Annotated in this window: 13 protein-coding genes; 8 read left to right on the top strand and 5 right to left on the bottom strand. The window is 42.9% G+C overall.

The window, feature by feature from the left end; all coding sequences use genetic code 11:
* Positions 1-9: 9 nt before the first annotated feature.
* Positions 10-1,059: a cyanophycinase gene (locus tag AC1DUD_RS29075; protein WP_477381097.1), complete on the top strand. Its 1,050-nt coding sequence runs from the start codon at positions 10-12 to the stop codon at positions 1,057-1,059.
* A gap of 91 nt (positions 1,060-1,150) precedes the next feature.
* Here the strand turns inward: AC1DUD_RS29075 and AC1DUD_RS29070 are convergent, their stop codons facing one another.
* The 5 genes from AC1DUD_RS29070 to AC1DUD_RS29050 form a co-directional block, all read right to left on the bottom strand.
* Positions 1,151-2,800, bottom strand: coding sequence for a serine hydrolase domain-containing protein (locus AC1DUD_RS29070; protein ID WP_477381094.1), 1,650 nt, complete (start codon positions 2,798-2,800; stop codon positions 1,151-1,153).
* A 59-nt stretch (positions 2,801-2,859) separates the two neighbouring features.
* Positions 2,860-3,675: a helix-turn-helix domain-containing protein gene (locus tag AC1DUD_RS29065; RefSeq protein WP_477381092.1), complete on the bottom strand. Its 816-nt coding sequence runs from the start codon at positions 3,673-3,675 to the stop codon at positions 2,860-2,862.
* Positions 3,676-3,756: 81 nt separating this feature from the next.
* The gene (locus tag AC1DUD_RS29060) at positions 3,757-4,497 is read right to left on the bottom strand and encodes an ABC transporter ATP-binding protein (protein WP_477381090.1); all 741 of its coding nucleotides are present in this window, start codon (positions 4,495-4,497) and stop codon (positions 3,757-3,759) included.
* Positions 4,498-4,667: 170 nt separating this feature from the next.
* Positions 4,668-4,958: an Asp-tRNA(Asn)/Glu-tRNA(Gln) amidotransferase subunit GatC gene (gene gatC, locus AC1DUD_RS29055; protein ID WP_121227576.1), complete on the bottom strand. Its 291-nt coding sequence runs from the start codon at positions 4,956-4,958 to the stop codon at positions 4,668-4,670.
* A 138-nt stretch (positions 4,959-5,096) separates the two neighbouring features.
* The gene (locus tag AC1DUD_RS29050; RefSeq protein ID WP_477381087.1) at positions 5,097-5,843 is read right to left on the bottom strand and encodes a lysophospholipid acyltransferase family protein; all 747 of its coding nucleotides are present in this window, start codon (positions 5,841-5,843) and stop codon (positions 5,097-5,099) included.
* Between the two features lie 46 nt (positions 5,844-5,889).
* On the opposite strand from AC1DUD_RS29050, the gene trpS reads away from it, so the two are divergent.
* From trpS to yidC, 7 genes are all read left to right on the top strand, one after another.
* Positions 5,890-6,885 (top strand): tryptophan--tRNA ligase, encoded by a 996-nt coding sequence (gene trpS, locus AC1DUD_RS29045; protein ID WP_477381085.1) that lies wholly within the window; start codon positions 5,890-5,892, stop codon positions 6,883-6,885.
* A gap of 109 nt (positions 6,886-6,994) precedes the next feature.
* Positions 6,995-7,609 carry a deoxynucleoside kinase gene (locus AC1DUD_RS29040; protein WP_477381083.1) on the top strand — a complete coding sequence of 205 codons (615 nt, stop codon included), beginning with the start codon at positions 6,995-6,997 and terminating at the stop codon, positions 7,607-7,609.
* A gap of 9 nt (positions 7,610-7,618) precedes the next feature.
* Positions 7,619-8,353, top strand: a complete 735-nt coding sequence (kdsB, locus tag AC1DUD_RS29035; protein ID WP_477381081.1) for a 3-deoxy-manno-octulosonate cytidylyltransferase — start codon at positions 7,619-7,621, stop codon at positions 8,351-8,353.
* Between the two features lie 252 nt (positions 8,354-8,605).
* Entirely contained in the window at positions 8,606-9,742 is a 1,137-nt protein-coding gene (locus AC1DUD_RS29030; RefSeq protein WP_477381079.1) for an FIST signal transduction protein, read from the top strand.
* A 3-nt stretch (positions 9,743-9,745) separates the two neighbouring features.
* Positions 9,746-11,278, top strand: a complete 1,533-nt coding sequence (locus tag AC1DUD_RS29025) for an ATP-binding protein (protein WP_477381077.1) — start codon at positions 9,746-9,748, stop codon at positions 11,276-11,278.
* Positions 11,279-11,464: 186 nt separating this feature from the next.
* On the top strand, positions 11,465-13,075 hold the full coding sequence (locus tag AC1DUD_RS29020; RefSeq protein WP_330858223.1) for a CTP synthase: 1,611 nt from the start codon (positions 11,465-11,467) through the stop codon (positions 13,073-13,075).
* Between the two features lie 22 nt (positions 13,076-13,097).
* Positions 13,098-14,939, top strand: a complete 1,842-nt coding sequence (gene yidC / locus AC1DUD_RS29015; RefSeq protein WP_477381074.1) for a membrane protein insertase YidC — start codon at positions 13,098-13,100, stop codon at positions 14,937-14,939.
* Positions 14,940-14,985 lie beyond the last annotated feature (46 nt).

Raw genomic sequence — 14,985 nt, 5'->3', positions numbered from 1 at the left:
AATAGCCTTATGAAATCAATAGCAATATTATTTTGGCTTATAGCTTTAGGTTTTACATCATCGGCACAAAACAAAACTGATACAATTAAGGCGGATAAATATATCCCGCACCGCCCGGCATCCATCGGTATCATCGGCGATACAGCTGATGTAAACACCCCGGTTAAAGGCGGCATAGCTATGATTGGCGGCGGCAAAGATGTTGATAATGCTTTTAAATGGATGATAAACCGTAGCGGTGGCGGTGATGTAGTGGTGATCCGCGTCTCGGGCACTGATGCTTACAATCCTTATATTTTGGGATCAGGTAAGGTAAATTCAGTTGAAACACTCAAGATAGATTCGCGTGAGCTGGCCAATAATGATACAGTAGCCAACATTATCCGTAATGCCGAAATGCTGTTTATTGCGGGCGGCGATCAGTCCAACTATATGAAATATTGGCGCGGCACCAAAACGCTTGATGCTATTAATTACCTGCTCAACGTCAAACACGCCCCCGTTGGCGGCACCAGCGCGGGCTGCGCTATTTTAGGCGGGTTTTATTATAGCGGCGAAGATGGCAGTATTACCGCCGACGAAGCGCTCAATGATCCTTACAACCCGCTGGTAAAAGTTTACAATAACGACTTTTTACAGTCACCCTACCTTAAAAATGTAATTACCGATCAGCATTACCTTACCCGCAACAGGCAAGGCCGGCACGTTACCTTTTTAAGCCGTATCATTAAAAACTGGAACATTTATGCCAACGGCATAGCTGCAGACGAACGCACTGCTGTTTGTATGGATGAAAATGGCCAGGCAACCATAATCGGCACCAGCAAAGCGTATTTTCTACTTACCAATGCCCAAAAAACGCCTGAAACCTGCGAACCCGGCAAACCATTAACGTGGAACAGGAAAAATCAGGCAATTAAGGTTTATGAAATTCAGGGCTTGCCCGAAGGCAGCGGCAGTTTTGATATCGCTCATTTTAAGCAAAGGAAAGCCACCGGTGGCAAATGGTATTGGTGGTGGGTTGATAATGGAAAGTTAAATCAACAGGAGATAAAATAGTTTTTTTATGTAGAGACGCATCACATGCGTCTGCCGCAATGCAATTTCGATCTGCATATTTGGAGACGCATGTGATGCGTCTCTACATTAATCACTTCAGCACCGCCGGTAAAATATAATCCCGCATCATTTTATCCACCTGAGGGTGCGCGTACGGTGTATTGTAAGCTTTGGCAGTTATAATAACCACCAGCGGCTGATCGGTAAAAACAAAGATCTTGTTGCCGCCATTGCCCGAGCAATAATAGGTTTCGTAAGCTTTGTTGTTTACCGTATAGGTTTTATTCCAGAACAGATAACCGTAAAAGCCCTCGCCTACCACATCTTTTGGCAATGTAAGGTGTTTAGCGAATGATTCCTTCACCCAGCTTTGCGGCAGTACCTGCTTGCCATTCCACAAGCCGCCATTTTTATATAACTGGCCGAATTTGGCGTAATCAAGGGAGCGCATTTGCAGGCCTCCCGCTGTGTTAGGTACATTTTGCGGGGTATATTGCCAGCGATAATTACTGATGCCTAAGGGCTTAAAAAGCTTTTCGGCCGAATATTTATCAAGTCCGCGGGGTACCGATTTATTCAGGATATCTCCCAACACCACCACGCCGGCCGTAAAATAGTTCCATTGCTTGCCTGCGCTTTTATTGCTGTCAGTTTTAAGATCAAGCGTGAATTTAACCCAATCATCGGTAGGGTACATATTTTCCTCGTTACCGGGTGAGTCGCTTTTGTTATCATCCGCATCAAAAACTGAGCTCATGGTAAGCAGGCTTTTCAGCGTTACATTCTCTTTTTGGGGCGAGTAGTTGCTGAACTTTTTAAGATCATAAAACTCCTTTAAGGTTTGATCAACGCTTTTAATGTATCCATCATGAATAGCAATACCCATCATAGTCGAAGCAAATGTTTTACCCACCGAACGCGGATTATGCAATGAGTCGCGGGCACTTCCGTTAAAATACTCCTCAATGAGCAGCTTACCGTTTTTGATCACCACCACGCTGGTGATCTGCTTAAACCTGTTACCGGCAATAAGCGCATTCATCTCCATGATTTTCTTTGTATCGAAGCCTTCTTTTAATACCTGCCAGCCGCTCCCTGGTTTTATCGGTTGAAGTTCAGCATCCTTTGGATCAATTGCCGGTATGGTAAACCTGATCTCGCCCTGCGCTATCAGCTCACCAACTTTCATATCGGGAACAACAACATAAGGCCTTACTTCAATTTTTAACTGATGTGTGCCGGTTGTAAGCGCATCGTCACCACCACGATTTATAAACCGGCCCCACAAAGAACGCCCCCATGAATCCTCTCCCCGGTTGCTAATGAGCGGGACAAAGATGGTGGTCTTTGTATTTTTTACATTCGGCAAATTAGCCCCTTTATGCAGGTTTTCCTGGTAAACCTGTTTGCCATCTACATAAAAAGTAAACTGAAAATTACCCTGATTTAATTGTTCAACACTTAATGATGGCTGCAAGCTATGTTGATAATTGGTTAATGAATTAGCCAGCAAAAGCCGCATGTACAAATTATTGGCAGGTTTGGCCTCATAGCCCGTTAACAGATCGGTTTGTTGCAACTTTTCAAGCGGAATGGTATCTGCCTCAAAAACAACTTTGCCAATATTGGCTTTTTGAAAAGCCGAAGTAATAGGTTCCGGTTCTATTATATTGCCTTCTTGCGCGTATATTTTACAGGTAGCTGCAATTATGATGGAGAGTATTAGTAAATAACGTTTCATTTTTATTTGTTTAGATTTTACAAATCTGCCTCAATAAACACATTTAAAATAGAACAGGATTAACATGCCCTCAATAAAAGCTTGCGATATGCCGATGGATTGCTTCCGCCAAATTGCCTGAAGCAGCGTAAAAAATGGCTTTGATCGGCAAATCCGCAGGTAAAGGCAATATCGGTTAAAGACAAATCTTCATTTGCCAGCAACGCAAACGACTTTTCAACCCTGAGCTTGCGGATGTATTCACCTATGGTACAATTGAAATATTTGGAGAAATCGCGCGATAGGTGAACCGGGTGAATTTGCAATACCCCTGAAAGTTGGGCAAGTGTATGCTTCGCGGCAGAATCATCGGCCAGCAATTCTTTTAGCCTGCCTACCCATAAAGGTATTTGCCTTGACGCGCCAATATTATTTAACTGCATTTTATTGAGCGTTTGCAGTAATAATGACTCTACAGCTATCCCGGTCAATTCGTCGCAGAACTTTGATTCTTTAAAGATCCGGTACAAAAGAAATTTGACGTCTGGATCACCAACTGCAAAACTGCCTTCCAGTTTATCCTGCTTTAACTCCAGCGCATCAAACCAGTGTTTTTGTAACTCGATATGAAAGCCGCGAGTAAAACCGTTGGGCTTGATGTTATAATGCGGGTCATGCCAGTTATGAAACAGCAAACTGCCAGCCGGGCAATGATAAACTTCCTTTTTATTGCCTTCTATAACATTACCGGCCAGTATAAAAGTGAAGTAGGCATTTTCATGGTAATGCCAGTCCACCTTATCAAGAGTGTATTCGGTATCGGTTATAGTGATACCCTGTAAATGTGTTATTTGGTTGGTTTGTCCGTAAAAGCTGCCTGTCTGTAATTGTTTCACGATTCACGGAGCGTAAATGAAAATATTTATAACAGTTAAGGAAACGCGCTTAACTCCCCCTTTAGGGGCTGGGGCCGAGGCTTAAACCTCCTCTACCCTACGATCAACAGTTTGAACGTTGGTATTAACGTAGTCGTTTTCTATCAAACCGTCGCGCATACGTACTATACGGTGGGCATGCATAGCAATATCCTCCTCGTGCGTTACCAATATAATGGTATTGCCTTTGGCGTGGATATCTTCAATAAGGCCCATGATCTCGATAGAGGTTTTGGTATCCAGGTTACCTGTCGGCTCATCGGCAAGTATGATAGACGGATCATTAATCAGCGCCCTGGCTACAGCCACACGCTGCCTTTGACCACCCGAAAGTTCGTTTGGTTTGTGATCCATACGATTACCGAGCCCTACGTTTTTAAGAGCGTTAGAGGCGCGCTCCATGCGTTTTTCTTTATTGATACCCGCATAAATAAGTGGCAGTGCCACATTATCCAACGCAGTATTACGTGGCAGCAGGTTAAACGTCTGGAATACGAAGCCGATCTCCGAGTTACGCACTTCGGCAAGTTCACTATCTGTCATGTGGCTTACGTCTATCCCGTTAAGGATATACTGTCCTTTGGTTGGCGTATCCAAACAGCCTAAAATATTCATCAGAGTTGATTTGCCCGAACCAGATGGACCCATCAAAGCAACAAACTCGCCTTTGTTAATGGAAAGCGAAACAGATTTAAGTGCGTGGATCACCTCGGCACCTATTACATATTTACGCCCGATATCTTTTATAGTAATTAACGGTTTGGCAGTATTTGTTGGCTCCATGAATTATTTTTTGTTTGGACTGCACAAGGGTGCCTAATGTTACAGCGGTTTTTATTTTTAGTCGAACCAAGTCCGTAAGTCCGATGTCCGCAAGTCCGTAAGTTTTTTAGTTCCCATTCTTTCGCGCTTTCCGACTTTCGGACTTTTCCGACTTTCGGACTCAAAAACCCTTACTTCTCAATAACTTTCGCTACTAAAAAGTAATCATCATCATGTTTAGGGGCATTTTCCAAAGCTTCTTCGTGAGTAATTTGTTGTTTAACCACATCCTCACGCAGCACGTTAGCCCCGGTAGTCATATAAACCAACGGTTCAACACCCGTTGTATCTACCTCGTTCAATTTAGCCATAAAATCAAGGATCTTGCTCATATCCTTCATGGTATCCTGCACTTCGGTTTCGGTAAGTTCAAGGCGGGCCAGGTGGGCTACTTTTTCAACGGTTTCTTTGTCGATGGTCATGCCTGTTGTAATTTTTTCTTTATAAAATGGTAAGCCATATTGAGTTAAGCACCGGCTTCAACAAAAGTTAACCGGGCCGTTTCAATGGGTTTATGTACAAATATATCACAAATTCCCGGTCTGCTGCCATATAATTGACTAAGCGAAAGTTGAAACAAAGTTTTCAGGCTTTAAATCATTGTTTATAATTTCAAATATTTCATCCCGCAAAGCGTCGGCGTCATCAATTACCCGGTGAGCGGTTTCAACAGGCTTATGCACTTTAAATTTACACAGGCCCGGCCTGCTGCCGTGTTTAGTGCCGGTGTCCCAAAGAATCTGCCAGGTATTTGCCGATGATACCGGGATAATGGGTATTTTCAACTCAATGGCCAGCCTGAAAGGGCCGTTTTTAAACTGGCAAAGCTGAGGCGGATAATGATCTGAAATCCCCCCTTCAGGAAAAATGATGAGGGATATACCTTCCTGTAATTTTTCGGATGCTTTTTTAAACGCCCGGAATGATGACATTTTACTGTCGCGGTTAACAGGGATATCCACCGTACGGAAAAAAAGACCGGTTACCAGGCCGTCCTCAAGCTCCTGTTTACCCATAAAACAGCAATTGCTTTTAACCAGGATACACATAGCCGAAATGTCAAGGTTTGAACTATGATTAGGGCAAATGATATAAGGCTTGCTCCAGTCTATCGGCTGCTCATACTCAAACTTGTAAAAAATACCTACAAAGGCCGAACTTACTAATCCCCAGATCCTTCTGCATGTATTAAGTGTGTGGTAGCGATCTGGTTTACGGGAAAAATAATAGAAAAAAGGCCATAATAAAAAGTAGCCCAGGGCCACGCTTACAACGTAAATATAAACGTGAACTTTTCTCAATATCATTTTCATCATCACCAAAAATAGAAAAATTCCTTACTTTCGCCACACTATGGAGACTGTTGTTAGTGGTATCCGGTCAACCGGAAACTTACACTTAGGAAATTATTACGGAGCGTTGCAAAACTTTATAAAAATGCAGGATGAATACAACTGCTTTTTCTTTATTGCCGACCTCCACTCGTTAACTACACACCCTACACCTGCTAATTTACATGGCAATGTAAAACAGGTGCTGATAGAATATTTAGCCGCAGGTATCGACCCTGAAAAGGCTACGATATACGTACAATCTGACGTTCCGGAGGTTACCGAATTATACCTGTACCTGAACATGAACGCTTACCTGGGCGAACTGGAACGTGCCACATCTTTTAAAGATAAAGTGCGTGCCAGTCCAGAAAACGTTAATGCCGGTTTGCTAACCTACCCTGTATTAATGGCTGCCGATATCATTATCCATAAAGCCGTAAAAGTGCCTGTTGGTAAAGATCAGGAGCAACACCTTGAAATGGCCCGCACTTTTGGTAACCGTTTTAACAGACTGTACAATCATGATTATTTCCCCGAGCCTTTTGCATTTAGCTTTGGCGAAAGCCTTGTAAAAATTCCCGGCTTAGATGGCAAGGGAAAAATGGGCAAATCAGAAGGCGAAGGCAATGCCATATTTTTAGGCGATACCCCGGAGGCTATCCGTAAAAAAGTAATGCGCGCAGTAACCGACGGCGGCCCGACTGTTGAAAACCAGCAGAAACCACAGGAGATCCAAAACCTGTTTGATTTGATGAAAGTAGTATCAACACCTGATACACTTGCCCATTTTGACGGCTTATATAATAAAATGGCCATCCGCTATGGCGATCTGAAAAAACAACTTGCCGAAGATATGGTGCTGGCCACCGCTCCTATCCGCGACCGGATCAATGCCATTGCCAACGATGCCGATTATCTGCGTAAAGTAGCCGAAATGGGTGCCGAAAAGGCCCGCGAAAGCGCATCAAAAACAATAAGAGAAGTTAGAGAGATCATCGGCTTCAGGAAATTTTGATCAGGATTTACAGAAGTTAAGAATTGTCAGAATTTTTGTTGAAGCCTTTTTTAATTCTGCTAATTCTGTAAATTAGGAAAATTCTGATTCAGACAACTAATCAAAACGCATGCATTTAGCTATTGTAGGAAATATAGGCGCCGGAAAAACTACCCTCACCGAGATGCTGGCCAAAAACTACGGGTGGGACCCATTGTATGAAGCTGTAGACAACAATCCTTACCTTGAGGACTTTTACAGCGATATGAAACGCTGGAGCTTTAACCTGCAGATCTACTTCCTGAACAGCCGTTACCGCCAGATCATTGATATTCAGAAAAGCGGCCATAATATCATACAGGACCGCACCATTTATGAAGATGCCTATATTTTTGCCGAAAACCTGCATGATATGGGCCTCATGACCACCCGCGATTATGAAAACTACGAATCAATTTTCCAGAATATAACCGAGTTTATTAAACCGCCCGATCTGCTCGTTTATCTTAAAGCTTCGGTACCTACGCTGGTGAGCAATATCCAGCGCCGTGGCCGTGAGTATGAAATAGGCATCCGTTTAGATTATCTTTCCAAACTGAATGAAAAGTATGATAAATGGATTAGCAACTACAAACTCGGCAAACTGCTGATCCTGGATAAGGATAACCTTGATTTTGCAAACAATACCGAGGATATGGCTACCATCGTAAACCTGATTGAGCGGGAGATTAACGGGCTGTTTTAAAATCACGCAATGAAAATCTTAGGCATCATCCCCGCCCGCTACGCGTCGTCACGTTTTCCCGGTAAACCATTGGTTGATATCGGCGGTAAAACTATGATCCAGCGTGTATACGAGCAGGCTAAAAAATGCCAAAGCTTAAACGAGGTTATCGTAGCTACTGATGACGACCGCATTTTCAAGCATGTAACCGGCTTTGGCGGCGTTGCGGTGATGACAGGTTCCAATCACCAAAGCGGTACCGATCGCTGTGCCGAAGTTGCCCGCCTGCATCCCGGGTATGATGTGATCATCAATATCCAGGGCGATGAGCCCTTTATTGATCCTGAACAGATCACCAAATTAACAGCCTGCTTTAACGACCCTGATACGCAGCTGGCTACCCTTATAAAAAGGATCCTGACCGACCAGGAACTGCATAATACCAACTCCCCCAAGGTGGTGATCAACAAACTATCTGAAGCTATTTATTTTTCACGCGCTACCCTACCCCACATCCGTGGGCAAGAGCCTGAGAATTGGCTCGAATTTCATATTTTTTATAAACATATAGGCATTTACGGTTACCGTGCCGATGTGTTGCAGCAAATAACATTGCTGCCGGTATCACCGCTTGAAAAAGCCGAAAGCCTGGAACAACTTCGCTGGATCGACAACGGCTACCGCATCAAAGTAGCCGAAACCGAGCTGGAAACTCATGCTGTTGATGTGCCTGAGGATCTGGAGAAATTGAAATTTGATATATAGTATTTCCTCAACATCCACAATTATTACGTACTGCTTCCCCTGCTTAAAACCTTCCAATTATTAATACGTATAAGATTAAGTGCGCCATATTAAAGGCCATTTAAACTATTGAAACACAAACTCTACTATTAATAATTAACGATTTTTCGGTAAACAACAAACCGTTTTATAGTTTCGTATTTTAACCAATTATTGCTTTGTATTTTATTAACTTCACGTGTAGCGTAGCCGTGTTATTAACCTGAAATCATTATGAGGATAAGGCAGCATCATTTTGTAAACAATAGCTGGGTAAACTACTTCGCCGATCCCGAATTTACCGCCGAAAAATGCCAATTGGTACTTGCTTTCGGTGCACCGCAGCTGATCACTGATCCTGCGATCTATAATTATCTTAAGGCGGACTATCCTAACGCAAATATTGTGTTCGCTTCTACTTCGGGCGAGATCATAGGAAGCGATGTGTATGATGACAGTATAGTGGTGACCGCTGTCGAACTGGAAAAATCAACCATTGCCTGTACCTCTACTCACGTCAACAAACAGGCTAACAGCGCCGAAACAGGTGCCTTCCTGATGGCACAGCTGGATAAAAAAGGGCTAAACTGTGTATTTATTATATCCGACGGCACTTTTATAAATGGAAGCGAACTGGTTGACGGCTTTAACCGCGATAACCCGGATAAAGTTCCGGTAACCGGCGGTTTGGCAGGTGACGCAGCGCGATTCAGCAGCACCTTTACCAGTCTCAATGATATTCCTGCGCAGGGTAATGTTATAGCTATCGGCTTTTATGGCGAAAATCTGCACATCAGCCATGGTTCAAGCGGGGGCTGGGAAGAGTTTGGGCCACAGCGCACAATCACCCGTTCGGATAAAAATGTACTTTTTGAGATAGATGAAAAAAGCGCACTTGATCTTTACAAAGAATATTTAGGCGAGTATGCCAAAGAACTGCCTGGCTCAGCCCTATTGTTCCCTTTATCATTGAGTATCGAAGGTTCGGACAAAAAACTGGTGCGTACAATATTGAGCGTTAACGAAGTTGAGAAATCAATGACCTTTGCCGGCAATTTGCCCGAAGGCAGCAAAGTACGCCTGATGAAAGCCAATTTTGAAAAACTGATCGGCGCTTCATCATCGGCTGCTTCTGATGCCATAACAAGTCCTGAACAAGCCGACCTGGCTATATTGGTTAGTTGTGTAGGTCGCAAGCTGGTGCTTAATGAACGTACAGATGAAGAATTAATGGCAGCTAAACATATTTTCGGCAATAAAACATCTATGGCAGGCTTTTATTCCTATGGAGAATTATCACCCCTTAATAAAGGGTCAAACTGCGAACTGCATAACCAAACCATGACTATCACAACCTTTACCGAACACTAATTTATGGAGTACCATCACTTATTAGATAAGCAGATAAAAAAAATGCTTCCGGCGAAATATCAGGAAGATGATGCTATTTTGCAGTTTTTAGGTGCCGTAAACAACAGTTTCAAAAATTTTGAGAAGTCGATAAAATTGGCAGATCATGCCTTTAATGTAAGTGAGCGTGAATACGTAACCGCTACCGATAACCTGAGGCTACAGAACGAGATCAAACAGCGTTCTATCTCCCAGTTAAAAGAAGCCATAAGGGCGCTCAATCCCAATGTTGAATTAAATATATCTGATTCGGACGATGACCTTATCCATATTATAAGCTTTTTACACGACCGGATAGCCAAAGCTAAAGAGCTGGAAGTTGCGCTGATCCACTCAAAAGAGCTTGCCGAAAAAGCGGCCATGGCCAAGGCCCAATTCCTGAGTGTTATGAGCCATGAGATCCGTACGCCAATGAACGCGGTTATCGGCTTCACTCACCTGCTCATTCATCAAGACCCCAAGCCCGAGCAAAAGGAGTTTCTGAACTTTCTGAAGTTTTCGGCCGAAAACCTGTTGGTGCTCATAAATGATATATTGGATTTTAGCAAGATAGAGGCCGGTGGTCTTGAGTTTGAAAGTGTTGATTTTAGTTTAACCGATCTGATCAAAAACATACGGCTTGCCCTGCTGCAAAAGGCAAACGAAAAAAACATCCAGATAAAATTGATGATGGATCAGGATTTGCCCAATGCCATCATTGGCGACCCGGTACGTCTGGGTCAGATCCTCACTAACCTGATGAGCAATGCTGTTAAATTTACCCATAAAGGTAAGGTGACGGTAACTGCATCGTTAGCCAGCAGTACAGATGACTCATCAACCATTGACTTTGAAATAGCCGATACTGGTATAGGCATAACACCAGATAAAATTGATCATATTTTTGAAAGTTTTAGCCAGGCCAGTTCGGATACCACCCGCAAATACGGGGGCACAGGTTTAGGGCTAACTATTACCAAACGCCTGCTGCAACTGCTTGGCAGCGATATTACCGTTGAAAGTGAATATGGAAAAGGCTCGGTATTCAACTTCAGCCTTACCTTCAAAAACAGTAAAAGACAATTGAACAGTACAGCCGATGGCGATGAGTTTTATCGCTTAAAAAGCCTTAAAGGCACGCGACTGTTGATTGCTGAAGACAACCAGATCAACGTGATACTGGCAAAACAATTCATGAAACAATGGGATGTTGAATGCGATGTGGCTGAAAACGGCGAAATTGCTTTAATGCTGGTGCAAACCCACGACTATGATATGGTTTTGATGGACCTGCAAATGCCCGAAATGGATGGCTACCAGGCTACCCGTGCCATACGCGACTTAGCAGGCGACAAATACAAAAAACTGCCAATTATAGCACTCACTGCATCAGCCATGCTTGATATCCAGGATATGGCATTTACCGTTGGCATGAACGATTACGTAAGCAAGCCTTTTAACCCTAACGAATTGCACCGCAAAATTGAGTTGTACAGCAGGCAAAAGGAAAGTGTATAAGGTTGCTTTCCTTTTTGGTATCCCTCTCATAACTTACTCTTTAAAAATAACTTACAACAAAATTACATTAACAGTTTCCTTTTTTGAAAAACAGATACGCCGAAGCGTGAAAATTTTCTTACTTTTGTATCCCGTACAGAAACAATTGGTCGCGGTATAAAAGCCCGGCCATTTTCAAAAAAAATCATGACTAAATATATTTTTGTTACGGGCGGTGTTACCTCATCGTTAGGAAAAGGTATAATCTCTGCTTCTTTAGCCAAACTCCTTCAATCTCGCGGTTACCGTGTAACCATCCAAAAATTTGATCCTTATATCAATATCGATCCGGGAACACTTAACCCTTATGAACACGGCGAATGTTACGTTACCGAAGATGGTGCCGAAACCGATCTTGATCTTGGCCACTACGAGCGTTTCCTGAACACTCCTACTTCAAAAGCCAACAACATCACTACCGGCCGCATTTATCAGAATGTAATTAATAAAGAACGCGAAGGTGCTTTTTTAGGAAAAACTGTACAGGTAGTGCCCCACATTACCGATGAAATAAAAAGAAACTTCCGCATACTGGGCGAAAACGGTGAATATGATATCGTGATCACCGAATTGGGCGGCACCGTAGGCGATATTGAGTCGTTACCATATATTGAGGCTGTAAGGCAGTTCCGCTGGGAAATTGGCTCGGCCAACTCACTGGTTATCCATCTTACACTGGTACCTTTCCTTGCAGCAGCAGGCGAATTGAAAACCAAACCAACGCAGCACTCGGTAAAAATGTTACTGGAGTACGGTATTCAGCCAGATATCCTGGTTTGCCGTACCGAACACCACCTTACCAATGATATCCGCAAAAAGATCGCACTATTCTGTAATGTGAACATCAACGCGGTTATTGAATCAATTGACGCACCAAGTATTTATGATGTGCCTTTGTTGATGCTTAAAGAGCAGCTTGACAAAACAGTACTTACCAAATTAAAGCTTCCGCACAAAAACGAACCAAGCCTCGAAAACTGGAAAGAATTTCTTGGTCGCCTGAAAAACCCTACCGCCGATGTACGCATTGCACTGGTTGGTAAATATGTTGAGCTGCCGGATGCTTATAAATCAATTACCGAAGCCTTTATCCATGCTGGTGCTAAACAGGAATGCAAAGTAAGGATTGAATACATTCCTTCAGAGCAGTTAACGCCTGAAAATGCTGTTGAAAAACTGAAAGGTATGCACGGTGTATTGGTTGCCCCTGGCTTTGGCGAGCGTGGTTTTGAAGGCAAGATCCAGGCTATCCGCCATGTGCGCGAAAATAATATTCCTTTCTTTGGTATTTGCTTGGGCATGCAATGTGCAGTAGTTGAGTTCGGCCGTAACGTTTTAGGGCTTGAAGGCGCTAACAGTACTGAAATGAACCCAGAAACCGAATACCCTGTTATCGGTATGATGGAAGATCAGAAAAACATCACCAATAAAGGCGGTACCATGCGTTTAGGCGCTTATCCTTGTGACATCAGAAAAGGCTCAAAAGCTGCTTTAATATATGGAAAGACGCATATTTCTGAAAGGCATCGTCACCGTTATGAGTTTAATAACGACTACCTTAAGCAATATGAGGCTGCTGGCCTTACCCCATCGGGCATAAATCCTGACAATGGCCTGGTGGAGATTGTTGAGCTGAAAAACCATCCATTTTTTGTGGGTTCGCAATTTCACCCCGAATTAAAATCAACAGTTGCTAATCCGCACCCACTTTTTATTAACTTTGTCGCCGCTTCGCTGGCATATGCCCGCAAAAAATAAGTAATTGTACGATAATTAGATAATGGATAAAAATACGTTTACAGGATTATTCCTGATCATGGCGATCATTGCCGGCTCGATATACTTTTTAAAGCCGTCGGAAGCCGACCTTAAAAAAGAGCGTGAAGTACAGCACCAGGATTCGCTGAAAAAAGCGGGCGTGGCTGCAACTGTAGCTGCTGCTAAAACCACGGCAAAGTTTGATACCGCCAAAACAGTCAAAGTTGATTCGGCTTTATTAAAAATGCCTTTCGGCGCTGCATCTGTTGGTAAAGAAGAGTTTGTTACCATCGAGAATAAAGAGTTGCTTATTAAATTAAGCACCCAGGGCGGTAAAGTAGCCTCTGTTGAATTAAAGAACTACAAAACTTTTGATAAAAAACCTTTGGTACTTTTCAGCGGTGACAGCAACCAATTTGGTTTGAAGTTCGCTGCCGGAGTTGCCAATATCAACACCAACAACTACTATTTTACCCCGAGCGTAAAAGCACTTAACATAGCCGAGAAGGATTCAGGTTCGGTTACGTTGCGTTTGAGCTATAGCCCTACCCAGTATATCGATTACGTTTATACTTTAAAAGGCGACGGCTATAAGTTAGGCTTAACTATTAAGCCAACCGGACTTGATGGTGTGATCAATAACAGTGCTAATGTTAATATCAACTGGGCGTCAAGTTTACACAAACAGGAAAAAGATATTAAACAAGAGCGCCAGTACTCTACCGTGTACTATCTTGATTCAGAAAATCATGATGAATCATTAAGTGTATCTAAAGACGATCAGAAAGAAGTTGGCGATAAAAAACTATCATGGGTTGCATTTAAACAACACTTCTTTTCAAACGTGCTGATCGCTAAAGGAGGCATCAGTAAATCAAGCTTAGCGGTATCAACCGATGTGGCAGATACCACTGATGTAAGGCAAATGAAGGCCGACCTCACCATTGCACGCGCCAGCGACGGCACAGTTCCGTTAGATTTTTATTTTGGACCAAACCGCTACTCAACACTTAAAGATCAGGGTAACGATTTGCAAAAACTGGTAGATTTAGGTTGGGGTCCTTTGAAATATATCAACCGTTTTGCGGTATTACCGGTATTCAATTTCCTGAAGCAATTCAACTGGAACTACGGTCTTATCATTTTAGTATTAACCATTGTATTGAAACTGGTATTGTCACCACTTACTTACAAATCATACCTTTCCATGGCTAAAATGCGTGTATTGAAGCCCGAAATGGATGAGATCAAAGCTAAAGTTGGTGAAGATAACCCTACCCTGTTACAACAGGAATATCTGAAACTGTACAAAAAGGCAGGTGTTAACCCATTAGGAGGCTGTTTGCCCTTGCTGATCCAGATGCCTATAGTTATTGCATTCTTCCGCTTCTTCCCAAGCTTGTTTGAGCTAAGGGGCGAAAGCTTCCTGTGGATGCATGACCTTTCAACTTATGACTCGGTTATCAAATTTGCTCCTATAGCCCTCATTGGTGGAGTTAACCACATTAGCTTAATGTGCTTACTGATGACCATTTCAACGTTGATCTATACTTATTTCAACAACCAGATCTCGGGTGCTACAGGTCAAATGAAATACATTGGTTACATCACTCCACTGGTGTTCCTTTTCACACTGAACAGCTACCCTGCCGGTTTGAACTATTATTACTTTTTGGCCAACATGTTTACCTTTTTACAGCAATACCTGATCAAGTTTATGGTTGATGATAAAAAGATCCATGCCCAGATCCAGGAAAACAAAAAGAAACCTGAAGATACCAAAAAGAAAAAATCAGGCTTCAGCGCCCGTATGGAAGAAATGATGCGGAACCAACAGCAGTTACCTGCTAAGAAGAAGCCGTAAGTTTGAAGTCGGCAGTCCGCAATAGGGAAATCCGAAAGATATTTAA

The organism is Mucilaginibacter sp. P4_A11 (assembly GCF_056402535.1).
The sequence above is the reverse complement of the archived record's forward strand: the minus strand, read 5'-3'. Positions and strand labels throughout refer to the sequence as shown.